This window comes from Mumia xiangluensis (assembly GCF_010994095.1).
Taxonomy (GTDB): domain Bacteria; phylum Actinomycetota; class Actinomycetes; order Propionibacteriales; family Nocardioidaceae; genus Mumia; species Mumia xiangluensis.
This window is the reverse complement of record NZ_WJYO01000001.1, coordinates 1,202,241-1,228,955: the sequence shown is the minus strand read 5'-3', so window position 1 is coordinate 1,228,955 and position 26,715 is coordinate 1,202,241. Positions and strand designations below refer to the sequence as shown.

At 69.7% G+C, this 26,715-nt stretch carries 28 protein-coding genes; 9 read left to right on the top strand and 19 right to left on the bottom strand.

The features are described 5' to 3' along the window. Positions 1-328 precede the first annotated feature (328 nt). On the top strand, positions 329-1,342 hold the full coding sequence (locus GH747_RS05700) for a protein kinase family protein (RefSeq protein ID WP_149768525.1): 1,014 nt from the start codon (positions 329-331) through the stop codon (positions 1,340-1,342). Here GH747_RS05700 and GH747_RS05695 read toward each other — a convergent pair. The 10 genes from GH747_RS05695 to GH747_RS05650 all read right to left on the bottom strand — a co-directional run bounded on the left by GH747_RS05695 (position 1,228) and on the right by GH747_RS05650 (position 12,083). Next, positions 1,228-2,496, bottom strand: coding sequence for a hypothetical protein (locus tag GH747_RS05695; RefSeq protein ID WP_149768524.1), 1,269 nt, complete (start codon positions 2,494-2,496; stop codon positions 1,228-1,230). The genes GH747_RS05700 and GH747_RS05695 overlap by 115 nt on opposite strands. After that, positions 2,486-3,223 (bottom strand): glycosyltransferase family protein, encoded by a 738-nt coding sequence (locus tag GH747_RS05690; RefSeq protein ID WP_149768523.1) that lies wholly within the window; start codon positions 3,221-3,223, stop codon positions 2,486-2,488. Before GH747_RS05690 ends, GH747_RS05695 begins: the two co-directional genes overlap by 11 nt. Positions 3,224-3,429: 206 nt before the next feature. Then, entirely contained in the window at positions 3,430-4,521 is a 1,092-nt protein-coding gene (wecB, locus tag GH747_RS05685; protein ID WP_149768522.1) for a non-hydrolyzing UDP-N-acetylglucosamine 2-epimerase, read from the bottom strand. Beyond that, a complete protein-coding gene (locus GH747_RS05680) occupies positions 4,518-5,645 on the bottom strand; it encodes a polysaccharide biosynthesis C-terminal domain-containing protein (protein ID WP_149768521.1) in 1,128 nt (375 codons plus the stop codon). Before GH747_RS05680 ends, wecB begins: the two co-directional genes overlap by 4 nt. Further along, entirely contained in the window at positions 5,642-6,661 is a 1,020-nt protein-coding gene (locus GH747_RS05675) for a polysaccharide biosynthesis protein (protein ID WP_149768520.1), read from the bottom strand. Before GH747_RS05675 ends, GH747_RS05680 begins: the two co-directional genes overlap by 4 nt. Next, a complete protein-coding gene (locus tag GH747_RS05670; protein ID WP_149768519.1) occupies positions 6,658-7,278 on the bottom strand; it encodes a GNAT family N-acetyltransferase in 621 nt (206 codons plus the stop codon). Before GH747_RS05670 ends, GH747_RS05675 begins: the two co-directional genes overlap by 4 nt. Then, positions 7,275-8,531: a glycosyltransferase family 4 protein gene (locus GH747_RS05665; RefSeq protein WP_149768518.1), complete on the bottom strand. Its 1,257-nt coding sequence runs from the start codon at positions 8,529-8,531 to the stop codon at positions 7,275-7,277. Before GH747_RS05665 ends, GH747_RS05670 begins: the two co-directional genes overlap by 4 nt. Continuing rightward, complete coding sequence (locus GH747_RS05660; RefSeq protein ID WP_149768517.1) at positions 8,531-9,124, bottom strand: sugar transferase; 594 nt, start codon at positions 9,122-9,124, stop codon at positions 8,531-8,533. Before GH747_RS05660 ends, GH747_RS05665 begins: the two co-directional genes overlap by 1 nt. Beyond that, positions 9,121-10,299, bottom strand: coding sequence for a DegT/DnrJ/EryC1/StrS family aminotransferase (locus GH747_RS05655; protein ID WP_149768516.1), 1,179 nt, complete (start codon positions 10,297-10,299; stop codon positions 9,121-9,123). Before GH747_RS05655 ends, GH747_RS05660 begins: the two co-directional genes overlap by 4 nt. Next, complete coding sequence (locus GH747_RS05650) at positions 10,296-12,083, bottom strand: nucleoside-diphosphate sugar epimerase/dehydratase (protein ID WP_149768515.1); 1,788 nt, start codon at positions 12,081-12,083, stop codon at positions 10,296-10,298. Before GH747_RS05650 ends, GH747_RS05655 begins: the two co-directional genes overlap by 4 nt. Before the next feature lie 173 nt (positions 12,084-12,256). On the opposite strand from GH747_RS05650, the gene GH747_RS05645 reads away from it, so the two are divergent. Then, the gene (locus GH747_RS05645) at positions 12,257-13,669 is read left to right on the top strand and encodes a tyrosine-protein kinase domain-containing protein (RefSeq protein WP_149768514.1); all 1,413 of its coding nucleotides are present in this window, start codon (positions 12,257-12,259) and stop codon (positions 13,667-13,669) included. On the opposite strand, the gene GH747_RS05640 is transcribed toward GH747_RS05645, so the two are convergent. The 3 genes from GH747_RS05640 to GH747_RS05630 are packed head-to-tail and all read right to left on the bottom strand — an operon-like array spanning position 13,670 to position 16,505. Further along, positions 13,670-14,983, bottom strand: a complete 1,314-nt coding sequence (locus GH747_RS05640) for a UDP-glucose dehydrogenase family protein (RefSeq protein WP_149768513.1) — start codon at positions 14,981-14,983, stop codon at positions 13,670-13,672. A 24-nt stretch (positions 14,984-15,007) separates the two neighbouring features. Next, complete coding sequence (ygfZ, locus tag GH747_RS05635; RefSeq protein WP_149768512.1) at positions 15,008-16,003, bottom strand: CAF17-like 4Fe-4S cluster assembly/insertion protein YgfZ; 996 nt, start codon at positions 16,001-16,003, stop codon at positions 15,008-15,010. Continuing rightward, on the bottom strand, positions 15,996-16,505 hold the full coding sequence (locus GH747_RS05630; protein WP_149768511.1) for a heme-binding beta-barrel domain-containing protein: 510 nt from the start codon (positions 16,503-16,505) through the stop codon (positions 15,996-15,998). The genes ygfZ and GH747_RS05630 overlap by 8 nt, the downstream gene beginning before the upstream one ends. A 55-nt stretch (positions 16,506-16,560) precedes the next feature. Here GH747_RS05630 and dtd point away from each other — a divergent pair, with 55 nt between their 5' ends. Together dtd and GH747_RS05620 are read left to right on the top strand one after the other, a co-directional pair. Beyond that, entirely contained in the window at positions 16,561-17,025 is a 465-nt protein-coding gene (gene dtd / locus GH747_RS05625) for a D-aminoacyl-tRNA deacylase (protein ID WP_149768510.1), read from the top strand. 77 nt (positions 17,026-17,102) lie between these two features. Further along, positions 17,103-18,215 (top strand): LCP family protein, encoded by a 1,113-nt coding sequence (locus tag GH747_RS05620; protein WP_149768509.1) that lies wholly within the window; start codon positions 17,103-17,105, stop codon positions 18,213-18,215. A 138-nt stretch (positions 18,216-18,353) separates the two neighbouring features. On the opposite strand, the gene GH747_RS05615 is transcribed toward GH747_RS05620, so the two are convergent. The 4 genes from GH747_RS05615 to GH747_RS05600 all read right to left on the bottom strand — a co-directional run bounded on the left by GH747_RS05615 (position 18,354) and on the right by GH747_RS05600 (position 20,743). Further along, complete coding sequence (locus GH747_RS05615) at positions 18,354-18,659, bottom strand: DUF1416 domain-containing protein (RefSeq protein WP_149768508.1); 306 nt, start codon at positions 18,657-18,659, stop codon at positions 18,354-18,356. Positions 18,660-18,661: 2 nt separating this feature from the next. Beyond that, complete coding sequence (locus GH747_RS05610; RefSeq protein WP_149768507.1) at positions 18,662-19,510, bottom strand: sulfurtransferase; 849 nt, start codon at positions 19,508-19,510, stop codon at positions 18,662-18,664. Between the two features lie 65 nt (positions 19,511-19,575). Beyond that, positions 19,576-20,061 carry a DUF4395 domain-containing protein gene (locus GH747_RS05605; protein ID WP_149768506.1) on the bottom strand — a complete coding sequence of 162 codons (486 nt, stop codon included), beginning with the start codon at positions 20,059-20,061 and terminating at the stop codon, positions 19,576-19,578. Between the two features lie 196 nt (positions 20,062-20,257). Further along, positions 20,258-20,743: a thioredoxin family protein gene (locus tag GH747_RS05600; protein WP_228552785.1), complete on the bottom strand. Its 486-nt coding sequence runs from the start codon at positions 20,741-20,743 to the stop codon at positions 20,258-20,260. Positions 20,744-20,765: 22 nt separating this feature from the next. Between GH747_RS05600 and GH747_RS05595 the strand changes: the two genes are divergently transcribed. After that, positions 20,766-21,509: a DNA alkylation repair protein gene (locus tag GH747_RS05595; protein WP_149768505.1), complete on the top strand. Its 744-nt coding sequence runs from the start codon at positions 20,766-20,768 to the stop codon at positions 21,507-21,509. Positions 21,510-21,519: 10 nt separating this feature from the next. Here the strand turns inward: GH747_RS05595 and GH747_RS05590 are convergent, their stop codons facing one another. Beyond that, entirely contained in the window at positions 21,520-22,344 is an 825-nt protein-coding gene (locus GH747_RS05590; protein ID WP_149768504.1) for a hypothetical protein, read from the bottom strand. Further along, positions 22,341-22,772 (bottom strand): MoaD/ThiS family protein, encoded by a 432-nt coding sequence (locus GH747_RS05585; RefSeq protein WP_205602771.1) that lies wholly within the window; start codon positions 22,770-22,772, stop codon positions 22,341-22,343. Before GH747_RS05585 ends, GH747_RS05590 begins: the two co-directional genes overlap by 4 nt. Before the next feature lie 77 nt (positions 22,773-22,849). Here GH747_RS05585 and GH747_RS05580 point away from each other — a divergent pair, with 77 nt between their 5' ends. The 4 genes from GH747_RS05580 to GH747_RS05565 all read left to right on the top strand — a co-directional run bounded on the left by GH747_RS05580 (position 22,850) and on the right by GH747_RS05565 (position 26,673). Continuing rightward, entirely contained in the window at positions 22,850-23,614 is a 765-nt protein-coding gene (locus GH747_RS05580) for a winged helix-turn-helix transcriptional regulator (protein WP_149768503.1), read from the top strand. A gap of 72 nt (positions 23,615-23,686) precedes the next feature. Beyond that, complete coding sequence (locus GH747_RS05575) at positions 23,687-25,141, top strand: carboxyl transferase domain-containing protein (protein WP_149768502.1); 1,455 nt, start codon at positions 23,687-23,689, stop codon at positions 25,139-25,141. Further along, on the top strand, positions 25,138-25,968 hold the full coding sequence (gene mshD, locus GH747_RS05570) for a mycothiol synthase (protein ID WP_149768501.1): 831 nt from the start codon (positions 25,138-25,140) through the stop codon (positions 25,966-25,968). The genes GH747_RS05575 and mshD overlap by 4 nt, the downstream gene beginning before the upstream one ends. Before the next feature lie 57 nt (positions 25,969-26,025). Next, positions 26,026-26,673 (top strand): hypothetical protein, encoded by a 648-nt coding sequence (locus tag GH747_RS05565; protein ID WP_149768500.1) that lies wholly within the window; start codon positions 26,026-26,028, stop codon positions 26,671-26,673. The last annotated feature ends 42 nt before the right edge of the window (positions 26,674-26,715 follow it).

The following is a 26,715-nucleotide window of genomic DNA, read 5'->3' as shown; positions in this document are numbered from 1 at the left end:
GACCCGTGAGGGAGGACGTCGAACCGGCCTGTCCTACCAAGGGTAGATCGATCGTGAGCGGGATCCCGACGTATGCGCGTGCGACTGCGAGGACGAAGGAGACGGCTGTGTATGCAACGGCGAAGGCCCCGAACACCTCGACGCCGGCGGATGCAGCGACCGCGAGCAACAGGAACGAGTTGCGCAGACTGGCAAAGGATTGGTCGACTGCCGCCGTGGTGAGCCGCCCGACCAGCGGACCGACGAGGTTCGTTCGGGAGGCCCGACTCACCCGGCGAGGCTACCATCAAGCGGGCGATCGTTCGTTCAATCAAATGGGGGCCCGAACGTGGCGCAGTTCCAGGTGGTGCGACTGGGACAAAGACCGATCTGCGCGCTACCGGCAGACGTCGACATCGCCACGCGCCGTGCAACCGTCGCCTCGTATCTCACGCCGACGATCCGTCGGAGGCTCGTTCGTTCGTTCCTTCGCGGCATCGCAGCGCTCCCCCCATGGCTAGCACCGTTCGAGAAGGTGGCGACTCACGATCTGCCGGACTTCCCGGGCGATTCAGGGCACCGTGTCGCGGAACTGCTCTCCCCAGTCGGTTCACGGCTGGACCGGACGGCATTCTTCTGGCCCGCACCGGATCGCCGGGGCAGGCTCTACCTCATAGCCCTGGACGGGGACGAAAGACCGACCGCCTTCGGGAAGATCCGGCGCGGTGCTGAAGCGTGCGCAGCGTTCGCGCACGAAACCGCGATGGCCGAGCTCGCGGCATCTCGCATCCCCCCGGAATTCCACGTCCCGCGGCGCCTCGGACTCAATCTGCTCGACAAGGACAGCGCACTCCTTCTCCTCGAGCCGCTGCCGGTTGAGGCCTCTTCTCGCCGGCAGCGGACGGCCTATCCCGATGCCGCCGTGACGGCGTATCGCGGCCCCGTCCGGTTCGTCGCTCGTTCCGACGTCGACAACCTCAGCTGGTGGGAGGGCTTCATGCGTGTCACCCACAGCCACGGCCACAGCTTCCGCCGGGCAGTCGATCGCGCGTTGGCCGACGGTGTCGCCGTCGGCCTCGTCCACGGCGACCTCGCGCCGCACAACATGCTGTCGCACGGATCACACACCTGGATCTTCGACTGGGAGTACGCGAGCGAAGACGGGCCGGCAGAAGTCGACCGGTGGTTCTTTCACGACGGCAATCTCCGCAAACCGACCGTCGACGCGTCGGCGCTGATCAACGTCGCCTACCTGGCGTCGTGCGGCAACCAGACGTCACTTCGAACGGTGAGTGCCTGGCCATCGACGCCGACACGTCGCTGGCGCGCGGGAGACTCCGGGCCAGAGATCAGACCGAGGTAGAGCAACCAGAACGCGATGAACATCGTGCCTCCACCCGAGAACAGCCAACCTTCGAAGAGCGATGTCACAAATCCGACCACCAGAAGTGCACCCGCCGGGCCGGGCCGGCCGACGGCGACGGCAAGCATCAGAGCATAGGCAGCAAGAACGCAGACAAGTGCGATGAGCCCGCCGTCATGCAACCAGCGGAAGGGCGTGCTGGCGATCTCGACTGGGGAGCTCTCAAATCCCGCTCCTCCAACCCATTCCAAACGCACGCTGCCGACGGCGTACTCGATACCGGCCAGGCGCGAATTGGTCGATCTGAACAACGGGATGTCGGGTACGGCTAGTCCCGTCACAATCGCTGTCGACGCCGCGACAACGATCGACGCGGCGCAGGCGATCCACCAGGCGCGCCTTCTGACCACCGCGAGCGCGACGATCCACAGGAGCGCCGCGAGAGCGGCGGTCACGGATGCACGGCTACCGCTCCAGACGAGCGTGGCCGCTGCCATCGAGGCGACAAGGACACCGATTCGGTGACGCCGTGTCAACCCACCCGCGACAAGTACGGCGGACAGGAGACCCAGCGAGTTCGCATTGACGAAAGGACCGCGGAGGCGACCCATCTCGACGGCGACCTCAGGGACGATCACACCTAGTGCGAGCGAGGCCGCCAGGACCAACCCTCCTGCACAGAGCACGCCATCCACGATCTCGGGCGGCGACGCCGCAACCGACACCGCGAGGACGGCTACGGCCGCGAGCAGCAGGGCGACGACCGAGACGACCACCGCTTCTCGCCCCCGCGGCACAGTGACCGGGAGCGTGGACGCGTGTGCGATCACCCCCAGGGCGACGAATGCAAGGAACATCCTCACCTTCGGGCGGTACAGCATTCCGTGTCGCGCGAACAGGAGCACGGCGAGGGCCCATGCGAGGAGGGGCGCGAGATGTGCTCCCGGGACCTGGAAGCCTGCCGCCACGGAGGCGACCACGACGACCACGACGCCGATCCGCGTCGGCGCCATCCACACCAGGAGGGCGACGAGCACTGCGCCGACAACTTCGAGGGCTCGATCGGAACGGAGCGCGGCCAGCGCGCCCGCCGCCGCGGCGGTACCGGCGGCGACAGGAGTCACAACGTTGCCTATCCGGCGATCATCCGCCACGGAGAACTCCTGCCGATGTCGACGTCCGTGCATCGCCCGCTCGCCGAGGGAGGCCGAGAGACCTACCGAGCGCAACCCAAGCCGCTTGCACGCCGATGAGACGATCACTCACTTGCGCGGGCTCCGATGTGCGGTGCTCCGACGACCCTTCCCCCAGCCATTCGGGGAATCGACCGAGGCGATTCGCGACCTCGCGATGGGAGGCCAAGGGCGAGGCGACCACGGTAGACGCATGGCACAGCGCTTCGCTGAGGGCGAAGCCCAGCGTCTCGAGGGCGCTCGGCACAACAACCGCCGCACTTCGCCTCATCGCGGCGTAGAGTTGCGGCCGATCCAGAGTCTGGCGTCGCACCGTCAGGCCCATCTGGCCAGCGAGATCATAGACGTACGGCCAGCACCCCGAGCCGTCGTCCTCCCCGGCGAAGAGCACTTGCCTGGTACCGAGACGATCGTGGTTCTCGGAGATCCAGCGCAGCGCATCGTCCGGCCGCTTATACCAGGTGATCGTCCCCGGCACGATCACCTGATCGGATCGCGGCACGCCGCCCGGTACCCGCTCGTGCCGCATCAGGTCCCACGGACCAGCGACCGGGCTCACACGGACCGTCGCTGCCCGCGACCCTGCGCGAACGAGCTCGGCCGCTGCGTCGGTGAGGCACCACGCCTCGTCAGCCATCGCAACATTCGCCTGGGCGACTGCACGCCTGACACGCATCCGTCTGCGCATGCGAGAAGGGTAGGGAGCGAGTAACCGCCCGAGCTCGTCCTCGTCGACCACGTTCCATGCGTTCTGGACCAGCACTCGCCTCCGGGGAAGCGGCAACGTGGTCTCGATGAGCGACACGCGAGGAGACGTCGTACAGAATCCGGCAGCTATCAGCGAGTCCTCGACAACTCTTCCGCCGTGGGACAGTCGCCTCGGTCGGATGCCCATCACAACTGCCCCACCGTCGACAGCAAGAACCTGACCACGCGCCGCGACGTGTCCGCGATCTCGTACTCGGCCGGCAATGTGACCGTCGCCTTCTGCGGGTCGTTGCGGACGAGCGCGACGGCTTCGACCACCCGCTGCGGGTCGAGCCCCGTCAAGACGATCGTCCCGGCGTCGATCGCCTCCGGCCGCTCGATCGCCTCACGAAGCGTGATGGCTGGGAACCCGAGCATCGCCGACTCCTCCGAGACCGTTCCGGAGTCTGAGAGCACGCAGGCCGCGCCGAGCTGCAGGCTGTTGTAGTCGAGAAAGCCGAAGGGCTCGACGAAGCGGACACGCTCGTCGGACACGCGACCTGACTCGGTCAGCCGGGCTCGGGTACGAGGATGGGTGGACACCAGCACCGGCAGGCCCCACTCGCGAGCGACTGCGTCGAGACAGTCGAGCAGCCCGCCGAGCCGTTGGGGTGGGTCCACATTCTCTTCGCGGTGCGCGCTGACCATGAAGTAGCCGTCGCGGTCGAGCCCGAGGCGCGCAAGTACGTCGGACGCGTCGATCTCGGCGCGGTAGCGGTTGAGGACCTCGCGCATCGGCGAACCAGTGAGCATGATCCGACTCGGATGGATCCCCTCGGCGAGGAGATTACGGCGGGCGTGCTCGGTGTAGACGAGGTTGTAGTCGGCGACGTGGTCGACCAAATGACGATTGGTCTCTTCGGGCACGCGGTCGTCGAAGCTCCTGTTGCCCGCTTCCATGTGGTAGACCGGCACCCGCATCCGCCGCGCCATCACCGCAGCGATCGCGCTGTTGGTGTCGCCGAGCACCAGCACGGCGTCGGGCTGCTCGGCCGCCAGCACGCGCTCGGTGCCGATCAATGTCTCGCCGAGGACGTGGCCGAGCGACGAAGTGTCGACGCCTAGATGGTGGTCCGGCGGCCTGAGGCCGAGCTCGTCGAAGAACACCTGACTGAGTCCGTGGTCATAGTTCTGACCGGTGTGGACGAGCACGTGGTCCACAGTGTCGTCGAGCAGGCTGACCGTGCACGAGAGACGGATGATCTCCGGACGCGTGCCCACGATCGTCACGACCTTCACGAGCGGCTCCCCACCGTCGTGCCCACGACTTCGACGTCGACCGGCTCCGCGAAGGTGTCGGGGTCACGGGGGTCGAAGACGGTGTCGGACCAGAACGCTGTCACGAGGTCGTCCACCCCGACGTTCGTCAGGTCGTGCGCCCACATTGTCGGCATGTCGACGGCCACAGGGTGGTCGCCCGTCACGTCGTAAGTCACGACCTCGTCAGAGAAGAGCCGCCGGAGACGGATGCGCCCACGACCGCGGACGACGACGAATCGTTCGAGCTTCTCGAGATGGAAGTGCTCGCCGCGCCGTGCTCCAGGCGCGGTCGTGGAGACGAAGGACTGCCCGCCACCCCCGTGTGCGCGAACGGTCTCGACCAGAGGTCCGCGATCGTCGGCACGGACGTCGAGAGCAAACGGTCCGCGACGCTCGAATGCGACCGCACGGTAGGTGTTGAAGAGCTGTCGCGTGAATCGGGTGTCGAGCGCCGGCAAGTCACCGCAGGCGTACGACGCGTCGTACGCCTGCAGCCGTGCAAGGACCTCGGTGACTGCGACGGTGGTTCCGGGCGGATGCTCCGTCCGCGCCGGCCCAGTCAGCGCGGCGACGAGCGCTGCCGCCGCGTCCTGTGCGTGGAGCAGCTCGACGTCACGGTCGAGCACCGTCGGGGCGTCACCGGCGACCACCTGCTGGATGAACGAGGCGACGAAGGAGTTGTAGTGCGGCCGGCCGTGCTCACCGAAGAGGTTCGGGAGTACGACGTCGACGTACGGCGACCCCGCCGCCGCGGCAGTGTCGCGAAGCACCTGCGACGCCGTCGCCTTCGCCTCGCCGTACGGAGTGCCGTTGCCGGCCTGCACGCTGTTGGCAAACACGATTCTCGGAGCCTGCCCAGCGCGGACGACGGCGCCTCGCACCCGACGCGCAAGGTCGATGTTTCCTTCCGTGATCTCGCGGTCGCTCTCAGCCCGGTTGACACCTGCGACGTGGACCACCGCATCGGCGCCTCGGACCGCCTCGTCGAGGTCCCCGAAGGTCGCGCGAGCGACCGGCACGACCTCGTACCCGCCGAGCGCCCGCAAGCGGCAACGAAGGTGCCACCCGAGAAAGCCGCTGGCACCCGTGACGACGACTTTCACCGTGCTCCCTCTCGTGCGGCGCGGATCTCGGGCAGCAAGAGCAGCAGCTCCTTGACCTCCTCGACGCCCAGACGGGTCGTGTTGTGCGAGTTGTAGTCGTCCTCGTCAAGCGCGAGGTCGGAGCCCCCACCGGTGTCGGCGAACAGCTCGTACTCGAGGCCGCGCGCGTCGAGCGGGACCCGGTAATAGGCGCCGAGGTCCTGGGCCCGCGCCCGCTCCTCGCGACCGAGAAGCGACTCGTAAAGCTTCTCGCCGTGGCGCGCCCCGAGCACTTTGATCCGCGGGTCGTCGTCGCCGAGCACCGACGCGACGGCACGGGCCAGCACCTCGATGGTGCACGAAGGCGCCTTCCGCACGAAGAGATCCCCTGGGCGTGCATGGTCGAAGGCATAGCCGACGAGGTCGACCGAGTCCTCGAGCGACATGAGGAACCGCGTCATCGTCGGGTCGGTGACAGTCATGGGCTCCCCGGCCAGCGCTTGCGCGACGAACACCGGGATCACCGAGCCGCGCGAGTACATGACGTTCCCGTACCGCGTGACGCTCACCGTTGTCTGCGAGCTCGGGCGGCTCCGTGCGTACGCCTGCGCCACCCTCTCCATGAGCGCCTTTGACATCCCCATCGCGTTGATCGGGTAGACAGCCTTGTCCGTGCTCAAACACACGACTGAGGACACGCGGGCAGCACTCGCGGCCTCGACGACGTTGCTGCTTCCCTCCACGTTCGTGCGGACGGCCTGCATGGGGAAGAACTCGCAGCTCGGGACCTGCTTGAGCGCGGCGGCATGAAAGACGTGATCCACGCCGTCGACCGCCTCGCGGACACTAGCCGGGTCACGGACGTCCCCCAAAAAGCAGCGCAGCCGATCATCGCCGATCGCGCGGCGCAGATCGTCCTGCTTCGCCTCGTCGCGGCTCAGCACACGGACCTCGGCGGCTCCGCCAGAGAGGAGATGGCGCACCATCGTCGACCCGAAGGACCCGGTGCCCCCGGTGACCAGGTAGCGGAAGCTCATCGAGCTGCCTCCTCGTCCGACCAGATACGTGCGTACTCGTTGAGTCTGCGGCCTTCCGGCGTGACCAGCACGCGCGAGCGGACGAGCCCGAGGCGGGAGTAGAACGCATTCACCGCTTCGTTGTCGGACGCGTCCGTCGTCAGGGCGTACGCCGAGCAGCCGCGCAGCCGAAGCTCGCGCTCGAAGGCCGACACGAGGCGTTCGCCGACCCCGAGGGAGCGGGAGTCCGGCGCGACGGCCAACGACATGAGTGATCCGGGGATCGGTTCGTGCTCGCTCGCCCGCCGCCGACCACGCACCACGCGTCGCAGCATCGAGGGATGCCGTACGACCGCCGGCAGGGCGGCGATCGCGAACCGCCAGCCGCGTCGACGGATCAGCGTATGGTAGAAGGCTCGCCGATCCTCCGAGCCACCGACGAACCCCAAGATCCTTCCGCCTCCGCCGACGGCGACGAGCAGCACGCCGGAGTCCACGTCGACCAGACCGCGGTAGAACGTGCGGAGGAAGCCGGAACCCAGGGACGTCAGGAAGAAGTCAGGGAAGGCACCGCGGTGCACCGAGACGATCGCCGACAGATCCTCCACCACTGCGGGGCGGGCCGTCACGACAGTCATGCCGGCGCCCCTGAAGTCAGCCCGTCGAGGATGCGCTCGATGCGCGTCGTCCCCGCCGCGAGCGAGAAGTCGCGGTCGTACGCCGTCCGGCTGGCGTGCCCCATCTCGCAAAGGCGGGGCCGTCCAGAGCGCGCCGCCTGGACCAGCGCCCTGGTCAGCGCGTCCGACGAGCCAGGCTCGGCGGTGAACCCGGCTCCCGCCTCGTCCACGATCGCGCGGGCATCTCCTGCGACCGAGAGCAGGATCGGCTTCGCCGAGGCCATCGTTGCCTGGAGCTTGCTCGGCAGCGTGACCGTGCTGTTCGCGTCGTCCCGCAGACCGATGAAGTGGATGTCCGCGGCAGACATCACGGAGCGCATCTCGGCGGTCGGCACGCGCCCCAGGAACCGCACCCGTACGTTGGGCGCCCGCGACTGCTCGGCGCGCCTGCGCAGTTCCTCCTCCTCGACGCCGCTCCCCGCGATCCACACGTCGATGCTCGGCTCGTGCCTTGGATAGCGATTGCACGCATCCACGAGCCTGTCGATCGCCTGGGCGCGACCCAGCGTGCCGGCGTACAGCACGGTGACGCGGTCCGGCGGCGTAGCCATCGTGGCGCGGAAGCCATCGTCGCTCGACGGGCGAAAGGTCTGCTCGTCGGCCCACAGCGGCACGTACGACAGCTTCCCAGCGGATACCCCGCGGCTCTCGAGGATCCGCGCGATCCCAGGTGAGATCGCCGAGACGTGCGACGCCGTGCGGTACATCCACCGGTTCCAGCGGTGCACGGACGACAGGAGCAGCGCCGTCGCCCGCCGGGACGTCACGACCTCGGACGACACGATGTTGTCCGGCCAGAGATCGAGGACGTGCAGAAGGACCGGTAGGCGCATCGCGCGGGCGATCCGCCACGCGGGGAGGCCGACGGTGACGGGCGAGTTGGAGACCCACACGGCGTCGAGTCCCTTGAAAACCGACGCTCCGACGACCGCGGCTGACACCCCGAACGATGCGTAGTTCGCCGTCCGACGCACGGCCGACGCGTCATGGCTCGGATACAGCGCCACGCGCCGGATCACGAGGTCGCGGTCGATCTCGTCCCGCCGCCACGCGATCGGGTACCCGTCCTGGACGACGCCGTCCGGATAGTTCGGGAACCCGGTCAGGACCCGCACCTCGTGCCCGCGCTCCGCCAATGAGTGGGCCAGCGCACCAGGCAGCCGTGCAGGTCCGGGCTCGGGATCGAACCACTGCGAGAGGATGCCGATCCGCATCAGCCGGCCACCAACGCCTCGACCGTGCGGGCGACGATGCGGAGGTCGGTGCGCAGACAGCGCCCCCGGACGTACTCGGCGTACATGGTGGCCTTCTGCGGGAGGACGATCTCACGGTAGTAGCGCTCCGGCTCGCGCTGCTGCGCGAGGAGCGCCGGCTCGTCGCGGAATGCGATCGACGCGGGATCGGTGATGCCGGGCGCGACGGAGAGGATCTCCCACCGGAGCTCGTCTGGCCACAGCGCGACATAGCGGGGCAGCTCCGGACGCGGGCCGACGAACGCCATGTCGCCGCGGAGCACGTTGACCAACTGCGGCAACTCGTCGAGCTTGGTCCGCCGGAGGACGCCGCCGACCACGGTGATCCGCGGATCGCCGGCGACCGTGACGGCCCCCTCCGCAGTCCCGCCTTCTGGTCGCATGGTGCGGAACTTGAGGATCTCGAACTCGCGACCATCGCGTCCTACGCGCACCTGGCGGAAGATCACCGGCCGCCCCGACTCGATGCGCACGATAACGCCAATCAGGATTAGCAGCGGCGCGAGGGCGGCGAGCAACGCCAGGGCCATCACCGCTTCGACGAGGCGCCTCACGACGTCATCACCTCGCGTACGACCGAATCGACGCGCTCCACCTCGACGTCCGACATCGCGCTGTACAGCGGCACGCTCACGACCCTTGAGAATGCGTCCTCTGCGACGGGAAACTGCGCGACGGCAAGACCGAGGGACGTGCGCCAGTAGGTCAGCCGGTGCAGCGGGATGAAGTGCACACTCGTTCCGACGCCGCGTGCCGCCAGGGCATCGATGAAACCGTCGCGGTCGACGGCAGCGGTCTCGTTCAGCCGGACTGGGAAGAGGTGCCATGCGTGGAGGTCACCGACCTCCGCTGGGGCCGGCAGCTCCAGCGGAAGGTCGGCCCACTCGCGGAGGTACCAGTCGGCGACACGCTGGCGCCGGTCGCGCATCGCGTGGGCCCGGGCAAGCTGTACGCGCCCGATGGCGGCGGCCGGGTCCGGCAGGTTGTACTTGAAGCCCGGTGCGACCACGTCGTACTCCCAGCCGGCTACGTCGGTCCGGTACCGGTCGAAGGCGTCGCGGTCGATGCCGTGGAGCCGCATGACGCGCGCCCGTTCCGCGATGGCCGGATCTCGCGTAGTCAGCATTCCGCCCTCGCCAGCGGTCACCGGCTTCGTGGCGTAGAAGCTGAAGACGGCCGCGTCGGAGTGCCTCGCCGCCCCCACGAGCTCACCGTGTCCGTGCGTCGGCAGCGCGTGTGCGGCGTCCTCCACCACTCGGATACCCCGTCCGCGGACCAGATCCGCGACCCCCGCGGTATCCGCTGCCAGGCCACCGAAGTGGACGACCACGACCGCACGCGTCCGCGGGCTCAGCGCGCCCTCCACCGCAGCGAGATCCAGATTGAGCGTGAGGGGGTCCACGTCCACGAGCACCGGCACGGCACCGAGATACCGCACGACCTCGGCGGTCGCAGTGAAGGTCCACGTCGGGACGATCACCTCGTCTCCGGGACCGATTCCGCACGCCTCTAGCGCTAGGTGAAGCCCGGCAGTGGCGGAACTGACGGCGACCGAGTACACCTCGCCGCCGACAAACGCGGCGAACTCCTCCTCGAACTCAGCAACGGCAGGGCCCGTGGTGACCCACCCGCCTCGTAACGTGCGGACGACAGCCTCGATCTCGCGCTCGGTGATGTCGGGTCGCGCGAACGGGACCGGGGTCGCAAGCATCCGGGTCGGCGGCGTCATCCCACCTCCTCGACCAGGGTGGGACGCAGTTGCCTGACGAGACGCTCCAACCCGCGCATGACTGCCGGCGGAGCAGCCCACGGATCGAGCGCCTGCACGGCCGAGAACGGCAGCGGGGCGACCGGCACGTGCGAGATGGCGGGATGCGCCGGGCGATGGTCGACCTCGCCTTCGCCGAACAGCTCCTCGTGCACCTTCTCGCCCGGGCGCAGGCCGATGAACTCGATGGGGGAATCGGACTGCGACATCGCGACGAGCCGGCGTGCGACCGCGTGGATGTTGACCGGTTCACCCATGTCGAGCACGAGAACCTCGCCTCCCCTGCCGATGGCCGTCGCCTGGACGACGAGGCCCACGGCCTCCTCGATCGTCATGAAGTAGCGCGTCGCCTCCGGGTGGGTGACGGTCACCGGTCGACCTTCGGAGAGCTGCCGCACGAAGGCCGTGATCACCGACCCTCGACTGCCGAGCACGTTTCCGAACCGGACACTCAAGAAGGTGCCCCCGCCCTCGAGGTCGCACGCAGCAGTGAGCCCCTCCGCGACGCGCTTCGAGTAGCCGAGGACACTGATCGGGTTCGCGGCCTTGTCGGTCGAGATGTTGACGAACCGGTCGACCTCCGCGAAACGCGCGGCGTCGAGCACGTTCCTCGTACCCCAGATGTTCGTCTTGACCGCCTCACCCGGGTACCGCTCGAGGACTGGCAGGTGCTTCAGCGCCGCCGCGTGGAAGACCACGTCCGGCTGGCACGACCGGAACACGGCCTCGATGGTCTCCGCGTCGCGGATGTCGGCGAGGACGACGTCGTCGGTGTCCATCGGCGCCCGGCCGTACACCGTCATCTGAGTCGTGTGCAGTGCGGACTCGTCCCGGTCGAGCATGACGAGCTGCGACGGGCCGAGACGATGAACCTGCCTGCACAGCTCGCTGCCGATCGATCCACCCGCGCCCGTCACCAGGACGCGGCGGCCGGTGAGACACCTCGACATCGCTCGGAGGTCGGTCTGCACCTGCGCGCGGCCGAGCAGGTCGCTCATCGCCAGGTCGCGGACGTCCTCGACGCCGACGCGAGCGTCGAGGATCTCCGTCACCGGTGGCAGGACCTTGACCGTCACGCCAAGACTGTCCGCGATGTCGGCGACGTCGCGGACGAGGTCGCGGCCCGCGGAGGGGATCGCGACGATGACCGCCTCGATTCCACGCTCGCGGATCGTGTCGGCGATCGCTGCTCGCCCGCCGACCACCGGCACTCCTTCGATCCGCAGGTGCCGCTTGAGCGGGTCGTCGTCGATCAATGCGACCGGCCACCACCGGGCGGACTCGTCGCGGTGGATCGCGTGGACGAGCTGTCGCGCACCCTCGCCTGCACCGACGACGAGGACCGGTGAGGCGGCGCTGTGGTCGTACCGCTCCCCACTCTCCTTCCAGCGCCGCCACGCCACGCGCCCCCAGGCGATGATCGCCACGGCGCCGACCGTCGCCCCGATGGGAACGGCTCGTGGAGTCCATAGCGGGACGCTGAGGAAGTTGAGGGAGAAGCCGACGAGGCCCGCGCTGAGGCCGATCGCCGTGACGAGGACGACCTCCTCGATGCTGCCCGTCACTGCGCGCCCGCTGTGAAGCCGGAACACGGTGCCGAACGCGAGATAGCTCACGGCGAGAACGCCCGCCAGGAGCACAGTCCCGACGATGTTGACCCGCGAGAGGTCGCCGTCGAATCGAGCGACGACGACGCAGAAGGTCGCGACCAACCAGGCGATCCCGTCGTATCCGACGAGGACCACCGACCGGTGCCTCCGCAGAGCACGGCGAATTCCCGCCACGCGACCACATCCCCACGATTGCCTTATCGGACATTAGCGGCGTAACAAGACATCGGCATGTCGTAATCGCGTCGGTCGCCGTCTTCGCCGACCTGCCCTACTGTGAGGAAGCACCGACGAGCCGAGGGGGACGGTTGGGAGTCCGCGAGCTCCTGCAGGTCCTGCGCAGGCGGTGGTTGTTGATCACCGGCTGTGTCGTCGTCGCGCTCGCGGTCGCGGGCGTGCTCCTGGTGCGTGCCACCCCCGAGTACACCTCGACGACCCGCTTGTTCGTCTCGACGCCGCAGGCGGACGGCACCGACGCCTACCAGGGTGGGCTGTTCTCGCAGCAGCGCGTCGCCTCGTATGCGACCCTCCTCACCGGCGAAGCCGTCGCGAAACGGGTGGTCGACCGTCTGGACCTCGACGAGTCCCCGAGCGAGATCTCCGAGAAGATCAGCGCCACCGTCGTCCCCGAGACCGTCATCCTCGAGGTGCAGGCCAGAGACCCTGACCCCGAGCAGGCACAGGCGATCGCCGCGGCGACCGCCGAGGAGTTCACCGCGTACGTCGGCGAGCTGGAGACGTCGGGCAGCGACGACGGTCCTCCGATCAAGGCGACCGTCGTCGACAGCGCCACCCTCCCCGAGTCACCCACCACTCCCGACATCCCCCGCACTCTCGGCCTGGCGCTCCTCCTCGGGCTGCTCGTCGGCGTCGGCGCCGCACTCCTCCGCGAGACCCTGGACACGTCGGTCCGCACGAGCGACGACCTGGAGGCGCTGACCGACGCTCCGGCGCTGGGCGCCATCCCGTACGACTCCACCGCCGCCAAGAGTCCGCTCGTGACCCAGATCGGCCTGCTCGCGCCCCGGACCGAGGCGTTCCGCGTGCTCCGGACGAACCTGCAGTTCGTCGACGTGGACGCGAGCCGCAAGGTCATCGTGGTGACGAGCTCGATCCCGGAGGAGGGCAAGACGACGACCGCGATCAACCTCGCCCTCACCCTCGCTATCGCTCAGCACCGCGTCGTGCTGGTCGAAGGCGACCTCCGGCGACCGCGCATCGCCGACTACATGGGCCTGCAGCACGGAGTCGGACTCACCTCCGTGATGATCGGCCGCAGGACTCTCACGGAGGCCGTCCAGCAGACCACCAACACGTTCCTCGACGTGCTCACCAGCGGCCCTATCCCCCCGAACCCCGCTGAGCTCCTCCAGAGCCAGGCCATGGTCGAGAGCTTGCGCGAGCTCCGAGCGACGTACGACATCGTGCTCATCGACGCACCGCCGCTGCTCCCGATCACGGATGCTGCCGTGCTGGCCTCACAGTGCGACGGCGCGATCCTCGTAGTCGGCGCGAAGAAGGCGACTCGTGACCAGGTCGGCCACTCTGTGGAGCGTCTGGCCAACGTCGGCGCGCGCCTGCTCGGCACTGTGCTCACGATGGCGTCGACGCGGTCGCAGGAAGGCACCTGGTCGGGCTACGGCTACGGCTACGGGCACGCCGAGCCGCCGGGCACCCCGCATCCGCGCGACGGGGTCGATCCCGTGAAGCACCGCGGCTGACTACGGTCGGCCGAGACCTCGATAGGTCCACCCCGCGCCCCGCCAGGCGACCGGGTCGAGGACGTTGCGGGCGTCGATGATCGCCGCACCGCGGACCTTCTGCGCCAGCGCAGCTGGGTCGAGCGTCGCGTACTCGCGCCACTCGGTGACCAGGAGCACCAGGTCGGAGCCGTCGACGGCCTCGTCGACCGACGTCACATACGTCAGGTGGGGATGGATGGCACGTGCGTTGGGGATCGCGTGAGGGTCGGTGACCCGGACGTCGGCGCCGTGCTGATCAAGACGCGCAGCGACGTCCAGCGCCGGCGAGTCGCGCACGTCGTCGCTGTTGGGCTTGAATGCGGCACCGAGAACGGCGATCCGACGGTCCGCGACCGCCCCGCCCAGGATCTGCCTCGCCATCTCGACAACACGGTCACGGCGGCGCAGGTTGATCGTGTCGACCTCACGGAGGAAGGTCAGTGCCTCGTCGGCACCCAACTCTCCTGCGCGTGCCATGAATGCGCGGATGTCCTTCGGGAGGCAGCCGCCGCCGAACCCGAGGCCGGCGTTGAGGAACTTGCGCCCGATCCGGTCGTCGTGGCCGATCGCGTCAGCGAGCGCGGTCACGTCGCCCCCGGCGACCTCGCACAGCTCGGCCATCGCGTTGATGAAGGAGATCTTGGTGGCAAGGAACGAGTTCGCGGCGACCTTGACGAGCTCGGCCGTCGGGTAGTCGGTCACGACGAGCGGCGTGCCGTCGGAGAGCGGCGCCGCGTACACCTCGTCGAGGATCGCCCGCGCACGCTCTCCAGCGGGCCCGTCGGGGACGCCGTAAACGATCCGGTCCGGGTGCAACGTGTCCTCGACGGCGAAGCCCTCGCGGAGGAACTCCGGGTTCCAGACGAGCGTCGCCTCCGGCTCGACCTCGGCGATGCGCGCGGCGAGCCGGGCCGCCGTACCGACGGGGACCGTCGACTTGCCGACGACGACGTCGCCCGGGCGGAGGTGCGGCAGCAGACCCTCGACCGCGCTGTCCACCTGCCGGAGGTCAGCGGCGTTCTCACCGGCTCGCTGAGGCGTGCCTACACAGACGAAGTGGACGGCGCTGCCAGCGACGGCCGACGGGTCGGTCGTGTAGCGGAGCCGTCCGGTGGAGCCCTGCTCGCTCAGGATCTCCTGCAGCCCCGGCTCGAAAAAAGGCGCCCGACCAGCCGAGAGCTCGGCGACGATCCGCTCGTTGATATCGACTCCGACCACGTCGTGGCCGAGAGCGGCCAGGCAGGACGACGTGACGGCGCCCAGGTAGGAACAGCCGATGACCGAGATCTGCATGCGGGCGACCTTAGCAATCCGGCGTCAGAGCGCCGGACGGACGTGCAGCCCGACCTCGGGGTCGACGAGGACCTCCTGTGCGGCGGCGACTCCGTCGGCAAGGAGCGTGGCGTCGACAGGCACGTTGCGCTTGACGACAGCGAGTGCGATGGGGCCCAGCTCGTGGTGGCGGGCGGTCGATCCGACGAACCCGATCGTCCGGCCGTCGAGGGTTACCTCGGCTCCGTGCACCGGCAGATGCTCGACTGACCCGTCGAGGTGCAGCAGCACCGCGCGCCGCGGAGGACGCCCGAGGTTGTGGATGCGTGCGACGGTCTCCTGACCGCGGTAGCAGCCCTTGGCCAGGTGGACCGCCTGCATCAGGTCCGAGGTGCCGGTCGAGGCGTCGTACTGCCAGCCGTATTCGTTGGGGATCGCCTTGTCGTCCGTGTCCAGCCCGAACCGCGGGACACCCGCCGCGATCCGCAGCGCTTCCCATGCCCAGGTGCCGACAGGAGTGCCGTACGTCGCCGGTGCCGCGGCGAGGTCGGCGCGGGGCACGATCGTGGTCGCCAGCCCGGTCAGACCGAGAACCGCGTACGTGTCGGACGCGTCGACGACCTCGACGCGCATCATGAATCGCATCCGGTCCAGGTACGTCGCCAGTGCGGCGCCGCGGCCAGGCTCGGTGTGCGCCCAGAACGTCTCGCCGTCGTCGACGCCGTGGAACGCGTGCTCGACGCGCCCCTGCGGTGACAGCACCAAGGCTTGCGTCGGCGTGCCGGGAGCCAGCGACTCGAGCGCCTGCGTCGTCAGCGAGTGGAGCCATCCGAGGCGGTCGGCGCCCGTGATCGTGACGACGTCGCGATGCGAGAGGTCGACGAACGCGGTGCCGGCCTCCAGAGAACGCTGCTCCGGGCCGATCGCACCGTAATGGGCCGCGACGCCACGGTCGGGACCCTCACCCTCGACGGCGCCGGGAAGGTCGAGGAGAGGACTGCGGCGCACGGCCGCCTGCTGGTCGAGCTCGAGATCAGACACGCTTCAGCTGCCCCCACAGGTGCGACTGCATCGACTGCCCCTGCGCCGCCATGTCGTAGGCGTACATCAGGTCGCCGTCGACCAGGCCGTACATCCGCTGACCGGCGGTGTACTCCTTGGCGGTCGGCGTGCGCACGACAGCGTCGGTCTGCAGCGTCAGTCGCGGGCCGTCGATCTCGCCGAAGTAGACCTCGACGAACCCCGTCGGGTGGGTGAGCATCAGCTCCACCGGGCCCTTGGCCTTGTCGATCGGGCCGCCCGGGCGAAGGAACCCGGTCTCGAGGGCGCCGGGACGGACACGCTCGCCGGACTCGTCGGTGATCCACGTCCGGCTGAAGTAGTGGAGGAACGGGCGACCGTCGTGGGCGAAGGCGACGTCCTGCTCGAAGCTGAACGGCTCGATCGTCGGATAGTCGCCGCGACCGTTGCCGTGCCACTGGCCCAGCAGCCACGCGAATCCGAGGATGTCAGGATGGAGGTCTTCGGGGATCTCGAACGGCATGCCTCCAGTCTAGGTGGGGGTTTGACGCCAGGACCCGACACGTCAGAATGTGCGGATGCGTGCCGTGGTCCAGAGGGTGAACTCCGCATCGGTCCGCGTCGACGACGAGGTCGTCGGTGCGATCGAGCAGCCTGGGCTCCTCGTCCTCCTCGGCGTCACGCATGCGGACAGCGCCGACGACGCCGCTGCCATGGCCGCCAAGATCTGGGGTCTCCGGATTCTTCGTGACGAATGCTCCGCCTCCGACCTCGGCGCGCCGCTGCTGGTGATCAGCCAGTTCACGCTGTACGCCGACGTCCGCAAGGGCCGTCGCCCCTCGTGGGGCGACGCAGCGCCCGGCCCGGTCTCAGAACCCCTGTACGAGGAGTTCTGCGCTGCGCTACGGGAACTCGGAGCGCACGTCGAACGTGGAGTGTTCGGGGCCGACATGGCGGTCGAGCTGGTCAACGACGGGCCGGTGACGCTGGTCCTCGACAGTGCCGAGCTGCGACGAGGAGACGTACGTCGCCTGGGCCGATGACCAACCATGAGGCAGAATAGGCGGGATGCAGCCCCGGCCAGGTGTCCGGGCTGCCGCCATGTTGGACAGGGAGAGCAATGAGCGACTACGACGGCGCCGGCAAGCGACGCGCCGAGAAGCCGCGCGGCTGGATGCGCCGCCACTGGGTCAGTGTGTCCATCGCATCCGTGCTCTCCATCGTCCTCATCGGCGGCGGCGCCTACGCCTGGGGCCTGATGAACAGCCTCAAGGACGTCGACAAGTTCCAGACCGCGGTGCTCAAGGACGAGAACCGTCCCGACCCCGCACCGGGCGAGGCCCTCAACATCCTGGTCCTCGGCGCCGACGCCGAGGCAGACGGCAACAACAACACGTCGTCGATCAAGTCCGACCTCAACGAGGATGGCCTCTGGAAAGAGGGCAGGATCCACCGGAGCGACACGATCATGGTCGCCCACATCTCGGCCAACCGTAAGCAAGTCTCCGTGATCTCGATCCCGCGCGACTCCTACGTCCCGATCTACGACGAGCAGGGCGAGGTCCGCGGCGAGGACAAGATCAACGCTGCGTTCGCCAACTACGGCCCGAACGGAGCAATCTCGACGGTCGAGCACCTCACCGACCTCCGCATGGACCACATGGTGATCATGGACTGGGACGGCTTTAAGGACATGACCGCTGCGGTCGGAGGCGTGAAGGTCTTCATCCCCGAGACGTTCTACGACTCCTCCCAGAAGGTCACCTGGGAGGAGGGCTGGCACAACCTCAAGGGCAAGCGCGCCCTCCAGTACGTCCGGACCCGCTACGGCCTCACCGACGGTGACTTCGGGCGCATCCAGCGCCAGCAGAACTTCATCCGCCTGCTGCTCAAGGAGATGATGAGCGGCAGCAACCTCAGCAACCCGCTCTCGCTCCAGAAGACGGTCTCCTCGGTCGCCCAGAACCTCACCGTCGACGACAAGTTCACGACCAGCACGATCACCGACCTCGCCTGGAACATCCGGGGCGTCAGCGTCGACAACGTCGACTTCATGACCGTCCCCATGGCCGAGCCCCGCTACGGCAAGGCTCCCAACGGGCAGAGCATCGTCATCATCGATGAGGCGAAGAGCGAAGACCTGTGGCGGATGGTCCGCAACGACAAGGTCAAGAAGTACCTCCGCCTCAACCCCGACGCGGAGAAGCTGGGCGCGGAGACCGAGGTCGACTGAACCTCCCCCCGCCCCCCGCTGGTTGAGCGAGCGAAGCGAGTCGAAACCACCCGTACGACGAAGCCCCCGCCCGGATAACCGGACGGGGGCTTCGAGTTTCGACTCGCTACGCTCGCTCAACCAGCGGGGAGAGCATCGTCAGACGGCTGCGAGGGCCACCTCGACGTCGACCGCGGAGCCACGCTGAGCGCTGACGACCCGGTCGACGGTCGCGGCACGCGGCGCGAGCGTGCGCAGCGTCCAGTCACCGGGGGCCGCGAAGAACCGGAACTGGCCCGTCGCCGACGTCGGGACCTCGGCGGTGAACTCACCGGTCGCGTCGAGCAGCCGCACGTACGCGTTGCCGACCGGCTCGCCCTCCTTGGTCACGATGCCCTGGATGACGGTCTCCTTCTCCAGATCGACACCGTCGAGGCTCGGTCCGCCACGGGTCGCGCCGCACATGCTCAGGCCTCCCCGGGCTCGTCACCGAGCGCGACCGGCACGCCGATGAGCGAGCCGTACTCGGTCCAGGAGCCGTCGTAGTTCTTGACGTTGCTCACCTCGAGGAGCTCGGCCAGCACGAACCAGGTGTGCGAGGAGCGCTCGCCGATGCGGCAGTACGCGATGGTGTCCTTGCTGCGGTCGAGGCCGGCCTCGGCGTACAGCGCCTCGAGCTCCTCGTTGCTGCGGAAGGTGCCGTCGTCGTTGGCCGCCTTGCTCCACGGGACGTTGCCGGCGGTCGGGATGTGGCCCCCACGCTGCGCCTGCTCCTGCGGGAGGTGGGCTGGTGCCAGGAGGCGGCCGGCGAACTCGTCGGGGCTGCGGACGTCGATGAGGTTCTGGACGCCGATGGCCTCGACGACCTCGTCGCGGAAGGCGCGGATCGAGGTGTCCTGCTCCGACGCCGTGTACGACGTCGTCGCGCGGGTCGGGATCTCCTCGACGAGCTCGCGGCTGTCGAGCTCCCACTTCTTGCGGCCGCCGTCGAGCAGCTTGACGTCAGTGTGGCCGTAGAGCTTGAAGTACCAGTAGGCGTAGGCGGCGAACCAGTTGTTGTTGCCGCCGTAGAGCACGACGGTGTCGTCGTTGCTCACGCCGCGCTCGGACAGGAGCGCCTCGAACTGCGCCTTGTTGACGAAGTCGCGGCGGACCGGGTCCTGCAGGTCGTTCTTCCAGTCGAGCTTGATGGCTCCGGCGATGTGGCCCTTGTCGTAGGCCGTCGTGTCCTCGTCGACCTCGACGAGCACGACGCCCGCGTCGGACAGGTGCTCCTCGACCCAGTCGGCGGTGACGAGCGCAGTGTCGCGGCTCATGGGTTTACCTCCACGGTTGTTGTCAGGCTGCGGGTAGGGATGGGTGATCTGTGCAGGGAGCGGTGTCAGGCGCGCTGTGGTGCGACGCGTCGGACGACCAGGTACATCTCGCAGCCGAGGCAGAACCCCGTGACTGCGTTGAGCAGGGCGGCAGCGAGCGCGAAGCCCACGGCGACCGCGGCGAGCGGCACGGCGCCGGCAAGCAGGGCCAGCAGTCCGACCAGCGCGAAGACTCCTCCGACCGCCTGGGCGAAGCGCGGCGGGCGAGCGTCCTCGGTCTCGCTGGGCGCCCCGATGCGCGGTCGCACGACACGGGCGAACAGCCGTGCGTACGGGGTGCGTGCCGGGCCGAGCGTGACCCCGACCGCGAAGATCGCCAGCTGGACCGCGATGAGGACCGTCGCGAACGGCGTGCCGATCGTGACGAGCACGACCGCCAGGACGGCGGACGTCAGGGCGGCGGCGAAGCGCTGGCCGCGCGGATCGACCTGACCGGCTGGTCGGTCGGCACGGGCGGCAGGGCGCGCTTCAGGCAGGTGTTGGGCGGACATCGAGACTCCAGGCGCAGAACGGTGCCGCGCGACGGCGGCGGGGAGATGGGTTCGTTCAGCGCATTCGACACAGTGCCGAGCGGACGCGGCAGTGGTCCACTGCGCGTCGCTTGGTCAGGTGTGTCGTGCGGGGCATGACGCCAGAGTAGGGGGCGTTTCCCGGACGGTCACGTTCGCGTCTCGTATCGCGAGACATCTATCCGACATCTGAGACAGGCGTTGAGGTCACGCTGTCGAGAACTGCCTCGATCTCGGGCATGCGCGGGACGCCGGACGCGCGCCCGACGACCGCGCCAGCGCGGTCGAGCACGAGGATCGTGGGCGTCCGCATGACGTCCAGCCTGCGCACCAGCTCGAGGTGCGACTCCGCGTCCACGTCGACGTACGCGACGTCGTCGCGCCGCTGCGCCACCTGCGTGAGGAGCACGCGCGCCGACCGGCACGGGGCGCAGAACGCGCTCGACACCTGCACGAGCGTCGCCCCGGATCCGAGCTCGGCACCGATGTCCTCCGGGGTCAGCACGTGTCCAGCACCACGCGAGGAGGTGTCTCGCTCGGCAGCCTCCGCCGGGACCGGTGCCGCCGCCACGGTGCGTACGCGCCCGTCGTTGCGCTTGCGGACAGCGGCGAACGCAGCGGTCAGCACGAGCACGACGAGGAGGACGGAGACACCGAGGGGCACACCTCAAGGGTACGGTGCGGCCATGACGGACGATGCCGTCTCCGTGGCGGCTGCGATCACCCGGGCGCTCGCCGAGCATGCACGCCCCGAGCGCGCCGCGGCCGAGGCGCGCTATCTCAAGAGCAGCCGTACGCACCTCGGCGTCGGGGTTCCGGCGACGCGCAGCATCACTCGCGCCGCGCTGGCGGGCAGCGCGGCCACCGACCGTACGACCAGGCTGGCCGTGGCCAGGACGCTCTGGGCCTCGCCGGTCCACGAGCACCTGCTCGCCGCGGTGGTGGTGCTCGCCGACGGCGCCGGCGGCCTCGGTTGCGACGACCTCGCTCTCGTCGAGGAGCTGGTGCGTACCGCCGGCACCTGGGCGCTCGTCGACCCGCTCGCCACCGAGGTCGCCGCCGTCGTCAGCGACGACGGTGCCGACGGCGTGCGCTGCGGAGACACCCTGGATCGTTGGGCCGTCGACGACGACTTCTGGGTACGGCGCGCCGCGCTGCTCGCACTGATGCCGCCCTTGCGCAGGGGGCGCGGCGACTGGGCGCGCTTCGGACGCTACGCCGACGCGATGCTGGACGAGCGCGAGTTCTTCGTCCGCAAGGCGATCGGCTGGGTGCTCCGCGAGACCGCGAAGAAGCGGCCGGAGATCGTCGCGGCGTGGATCGCCGACCGTCCCGGGCGGGTGCCCGTGCTCGCGGTACGCGAGGCCGTACGCCGGATGGATCCCGCCGGCGGCGACCCGTTGATCGCCGCCGCGTACAGGGCCCGCTGACCGGCCCTCGTCAGAGCCCGGCCCAGAGCAGCGAGGCGATGAACACGACCGGCCCGGCGAAGGCGATCGGCGCGACCGCCTCGACGGCCCACCGGTTCGGCGGGAGCGGACGCCAGCGTCGGCCGACCGCACCGCCGAGCGCGGCCGCACCACCGATCGCGACCGCCGCGACCCCACCGACTACCGAGTTGGCGTCCTCGAGCGCGGCGAGGACGATGCCGGTCAGTGCGCCGAGCGCGAGCGCCCAGACCAGCGCGAGCGGACGGATGCGCTCGGCGCGGTCCGCGAGCACCACCACGGCCGTCACGACAGCTGCAACGATCACCGCGGGACGGCCGACCGGCGAGATCGCGGCCGCGACCCATCCGGTGGCCAGGAGCGCGATCGTGCCGGTGACCACGACCTCGCCGAGCGCCAGCACCACGTCCGGCCGCGGTGCTGGTCGTCGCAACTGGCCGAACAGCGCCGTGAGGACGAGCACCGGCAGTGCCAGGCCGACACCGACCAGCGACCCGCTGGCGACGTCGGCCGACGCGGTGGCGCGGGTGCCGTCTGCCCCCACGACGAGAGCGGGCGCCAGCGTGACGAGCGAGGCCACGATCCCTGCGACCGCGATGGGGGCCGCTTTCGGCGCCCGCACCGGCGTACGGCTGATCCCCGTCGGGGAAGGCACGGCGGCGAGCGTCAGCTGCGCCACGAGCACGGCCGCAGCCACCGCGAACGGTCCGGCGAGTGCTGCGAGGACCAGCAGCCCCGCCACCAGGCACGTCATCACGGAGGGCGCGATGGACGTCAGCCCGAGGGGCGAGCGCGCCTCCTCGCGGATGCGGCTCACCGACGGTCTCGTCGCCCGCGTCCCCCGTCGGACAGGACCACGCCGCGTGCGGCAGCGCGTACGGCGATGCTGTTTCCGGCGCTCAGCCGACCGCCGCCGCCGGCGCCTCCGGCGCTCAGCCGACCATCGCCTCCGGCGAAGGGCGGCAACAGCTCCAGCTGCCCACCCGCCGGCACCGCGACCGACGCCGGATCGGTGCCCCCGAGAGGCTCCTCGCCGACCAGGATCGAGCAGATCTCGAGCACGCGCATGAACCGGTCGTTGCCGGCATGCAACGCGGTCACCGCATCGAGGATGTCGGCGACCGTGCCTGGCGCGACGTGATCCACGTCACGACCTGCGGCGGCGCGTGCGGCCGCCCAGTACCGGACCGTGACGGCAGCACTGCCGTCCGCGTCGCGGTTACCCGAAGTTGATGCTTCCGTCACGTGGACTATTGTGGAGCAAGCAACGGAGCCCAGGGCACAGCCCTGGGCTTTCTTTGTACCTGCAGAAGGGTTACGCGATGTCCACCTTGCTCCTGCTGACACCGAGCACGCAGTCGTCCATCGAAGTACTACCTGCGCTCGCCCTCCTCCCGCACCACGTGAAGATCCTCCCGCCCGAGGCCAGTGCGCTCCTCGATGCGCCGTCCTGCGACGCCGTCCTGATCGACGGCCGCACCGATCTGGCCCAGGCGCGCGGCCTCACCCGCCTCCTCAGGACCACCGGTGTCGACTCTCCGCTCGTGCTGATCGTGACCGAGGGCGGTCTTGCCGTGGTCGCTGCCGACTGGGGCATGGACGACGTCATCCTCACCGCGGCCGGCCCCGCCGAGGTCGAGGCGCGCCTGCGTCTCGCGATCGGTCGCGTGTCGGCCGAGTCCGGCAACGACCCGGACGCCCACGTGATCAAGTCGGGCGGTCTCACCGTCGACGACGTCACCTACACGGCACGTCTCGACGGCCGCTCGCTCGACCTCACATTCAAGGAGTTCGAGCTCCTCAAGTTCCTCGCGCAGCACCCGGGCCGCGTCTTCACCCGCCAGCAGCTGCTGCAGGAGGTCTGGGGCTACGACTACTTCGGCGGCACCCGGACGGTCGACGTCCACGTGCGCCGCCTCCGCGCGAAGCTCGGCCCGGACAACGAGACCTTGATCGGGACCGTCCGCAACGTCGGCTACCGGTTCGTCGCGCAGTCGCGTGACCGCCGCGACACAGGCGCGAACGACAGCACGAGCGACGACTCGGAGCACGCTCGCGCGGGCGTCGGGGTCCGCGTCCCCCGCTGACCGTCATCGCACCGCTCCGCGGGCTGTGCTTGGATCGGGAGACCGAGCGCAACCGGCCGAGAGGACCCGCCCATGAGTGCACGCCGTACGGCGTCGGACCTCGTCGAGCTCGTCCTCGACGCCGACTCGTTCACGTCGTGGGACTCGCCGATCGACATCGGGCGGTGGCCGGAGTCGTACCAGCGTGAGCTCGTCCGGGCCGCCGAGCGCTCGGGCTGCGACGAGTCGGTCATCACAGGGCGCGCAACGGTGCGCGGCCGGCCGGTCGCCGTCGTCGCCAGCGAGTTCCGCTTCCTGGCCGGGTCCATCGGCGAGGACGCCGCACTGCGCATCGTGTCCGCCGTCCGTCGCGCCACCTCCGAGGGCATCCCGGTGCTCGCGACGACCGCGTCCGGTGGCACCCGGATGCAGGAGGGCACACCCGCGTTCCTTCGGATGATCGACATCTCCCGGGCGATCATGGACCACAAGGCGGCAGGCCTCCCCTACCTCGTCCACCTCGGACACCCGACGACCGGCGGAGTCTTCGCCTCGTGGGGCTCGCTGGGTCACGTGACCGTCGCCGAGCCCGACGCGCTCGTCGGTTTCCTCGGCCCCAAGGTGTACGAGGTGCTCAATCACCGGCCGTTCCCCGACGGTGTGCAGACCGCCGAGAACCTCGCGCACCACGGGATCCTCGACGCGGTCGTCTCCGCCGAGGACCTGCCCGCCCTCGTCGACCGGACGCTCGGCATCCTCGTCGATCCGCCGAAGCCGTCGTCGCTCCAGCACCGCGAGCCGGTCACCGCTGCGGAGCTCGACACCTGGGCGTCGATCGAGCGCACCCGGGCGCCGCACCGTGTGGGCGTCCGCGACGTGCTCCGCGTCGGGGGCGCGGACACGATCCGACTCCAGGGGACCGATGAGGGCGAGCGCGACAGCGCGATGATCGTGGCGCTGACCCGCCTCGACGGGGAGCCGTGCGTCGTGGTCGGCCAGGACCGCAGAGCACAGGCCCGCGCACCGATGGGGCCGGGCGCACTGCGCGAGGCACGACGCGGGATGCGGCTGGCCAACGAGCTCGGCCTCCCGCTCGTCTCGATCATCGACACGCCCGGCGCGGAGCTGTCGCAGTCCGCCGAAGAGGGCGCGATCGCCGGCGAGATCGCGCGTTGCATCGCGTCGATGGCCACGATGACCGTGCCGACCGTCTCCGTCCTCCTCGGCGAGGGTTGCGGGGGCGGGGCGCTCGCGCTCTTCCCGGCGGACGTCGTCGTCGCGACGCAGAACGCCTGGCTGTCCCCTCTCCCACCGGAGGGGGCGTCGGCGATCGTGCACGGCAACGCGGACCACGCTGCGGAGATGGCACGGGCGCAGCGCGTCGGCGCGGCCGACCTGTACGCCGCCGGCAAGGTCCACGTCCTCGTCCCCGAGCTCGACGGCGACGAGGCGGACCCCGGCGCCCTCGCGGCCGCCGTCGCCGCCGAGGTCGCGATCCAGGTCCGCGGGCTGAGGTCCGCCGGCACCGCCAGCGGAGGACGCTCATGACCGATCCACGCATCGCGCTCGCCGAGCGGGTCGCCTCCGCAGACGGTGTCTCACCGCTCAACGAGGCCAGCCGGATCGCGATCGCTGCGGGCGAGGTGGCCCGCGTCGACGAGGTCGTGCGGGACGGCGACGACGTCGTCGGAGCCGCGTACGCCGCCGGAGACTCCCCCGTCGAGCTGTACGTCGACCCTGCGCGCCGACGCAACGGCACCGGCCGAGCCCTCCTCGAGGAGCTGCTCCGCCGCGGCGAGCGACAGTTCTGGGCCCACGGCGACCTGCCAGCGGCCCGGTCGCTCGCCCGCACCGCCGGACTCGAACCCGTCCGCACACTCCTCGTGCTGGAGCGCGACGCCACCACGCCCCTGCCCGCAGAGCGCGACGTCGAGGGCGTCACGATCCGGACCTGGCAGGACGCCGACGCAGCGGGACTGGTCGCCGTGAACGCCCGCGCCTTCGCGTCGCACCCCGAGCAGGGCGCGATGGACGACGCCGACCTCCGCGCCCGGATGGGCCAGTCCTGGTTCGATCCCCAGGGCCTGTTCGTGGCCGAGCGGGCAGGCGAGGTCGTCGGCTTCCACTGGACGAAGATCGACCCGCCCACGGCTGACGGCGGCGAGGTCGGCGAGGTGTACGTCGTCGGCGTGGACCCGTCCGAGCAGGGACGGGGCCTCGGGAAGGCCCTGACGCTGCGCGGTCTGCACCACCTGACCTCCTCCGGAGTCCGCCGGATCGACCTCTACGTCGAGGGCGACAACACCCCCGCACTGGCGACGTACCGAGGGCTCGGCTTCAGCGAGGCCGCGCGCGACGTCCTGTACGCCGTCTGAACCGGCGCCGCACGTGGATCGGCTGCGGACTTGGACAGGGTTGTCAGTGTTGATGTCATGACCACCCAGCTCGAGCTCGACACCACGTACGCCGTCCGTCGGGGCGGGATCGCCGACGTCACCCACGTCACGCGACTCCTCGAGTCCTCGGCGCCGCGGCTCGACCTCGACGGGGACGGGACGATCGACGGGCCCGCCGACCCGGTGGTCGCCGCCTCGGTCACCCGGCTGGCGCTCAGTCACGTCGTGCTCCAGCACGGTGAGATGTGGGTCGCCGACCTCGGCGGCGTCGTACGCGCGGCGTCGATCTGGGTGCCGACCACCGCAATCACGCAGGTGGACGACCTCAGCGGGGTCGTCGCCCGTGAGCTCGACCCGTCGACGGTCCAGGCCGCGCTCGACCCGGGAGCGGAGGTCCGTTCGGTGCTCGCCGCCGCGACCCCGCAGATCGGCGACCACCTCGAGGCGCTCCAACCGGACGCGCTCCTGACCGGGCTCGCCGCCGACCCGCGCCTCCCGCGCCCCGTGCGCGACAGGCTGCTCGTCGCCTGTGCCGTCCGGGCGCTGGAGGAGCGCGACGGGACTGCTGCCGCCGTCGCCTTCGAACCCGAGCGGGTGGCGATCCTCGAGGAGGCCGGATTCGTCCAGGCCGCCGAGATCCCGGTCGGCGAGCACCACCGCCTGTGGGTGGGCTTCAGCCGCTGAGCGGCGCGTCACCTGCTGGTCACCTTTGCGTGGCACGATTCG

Excerpts from the sequence above, each read along its gene's own strand:
- GH747_RS05690 (WP_149768523.1), bottom strand. The coding sequence starts at position 3,223 with ATGCGCAGACGGATGCGTGTCAGGCGTGCAGTCGCCCAGGCGAATGTT.
- GH747_RS05675 (WP_149768520.1), bottom strand. The coding sequence starts at position 6,661 with ATGAGCTTCCGCTACCTGGTCACCGGGGGCACCGGGTCCTTCGGGTCG.
- GH747_RS05670 (WP_149768519.1), bottom strand. The coding sequence starts at position 7,278 with ATGACTGTCGTGACGGCCCGCCCCGCAGTGGTGGAGGATCTGTCGGCG.
- GH747_RS05665 (WP_149768518.1), bottom strand. The coding sequence starts at position 8,531 with ATGCGGATCGGCATCCTCTCGCAGTGGTTCGATCCCGAGCCCGGACCT.
- GH747_RS05655 (WP_149768516.1), bottom strand. The coding sequence starts at position 10,299 with ATGACGCCGCCGACCCGGATGCTTGCGACCCCGGTCCCGTTCGCGCGA.
- GH747_RS05640 (WP_149768513.1), bottom strand. The coding sequence starts at position 14,983 with ATGCAGATCTCGGTCATCGGCTGTTCCTACCTGGGCGCCGTCACGTCG.
- GH747_RS05630 (WP_149768511.1), bottom strand. The coding sequence starts at position 16,505 with ATGCCGTTCGAGATCCCCGAAGACCTCCATCCTGACATCCTCGGATTC.
- dtd (WP_149768510.1), top strand. The coding sequence starts at position 16,561 with ATGCGTGCCGTGGTCCAGAGGGTGAACTCCGCATCGGTCCGCGTCGAC.
- GH747_RS05620 (WP_149768509.1), top strand. The coding sequence starts at position 17,103 with ATGAGCGACTACGACGGCGCCGGCAAGCGACGCGCCGAGAAGCCGCGC.
- GH747_RS05615 (WP_149768508.1), bottom strand. The coding sequence starts at position 18,659 with ATGTGCGGCGCGACCCGTGGCGGACCGAGCCTCGACGGTGTCGATCTG.
- GH747_RS05610 (WP_149768507.1), bottom strand. The coding sequence starts at position 19,510 with ATGAGCCGCGACACTGCGCTCGTCACCGCCGACTGGGTCGAGGAGCAC.
- GH747_RS05605 (WP_149768506.1), bottom strand. The coding sequence starts at position 20,061 with ATGTCCGCCCAACACCTGCCTGAAGCGCGCCCTGCCGCCCGTGCCGAC.
- GH747_RS05595 (WP_149768505.1), top strand. The coding sequence starts at position 20,766 with ATGACGGACGATGCCGTCTCCGTGGCGGCTGCGATCACCCGGGCGCTC.
- GH747_RS05580 (WP_149768503.1), top strand. The coding sequence starts at position 22,850 with ATGTCCACCTTGCTCCTGCTGACACCGAGCACGCAGTCGTCCATCGAA.
- GH747_RS05575 (WP_149768502.1), top strand. The coding sequence starts at position 23,687 with ATGAGTGCACGCCGTACGGCGTCGGACCTCGTCGAGCTCGTCCTCGAC.
- mshD (WP_149768501.1), top strand. The coding sequence starts at position 25,138 with ATGACCGATCCACGCATCGCGCTCGCCGAGCGGGTCGCCTCCGCAGAC.
- GH747_RS05565 (WP_149768500.1), top strand. The coding sequence starts at position 26,026 with ATGACCACCCAGCTCGAGCTCGACACCACGTACGCCGTCCGTCGGGGC.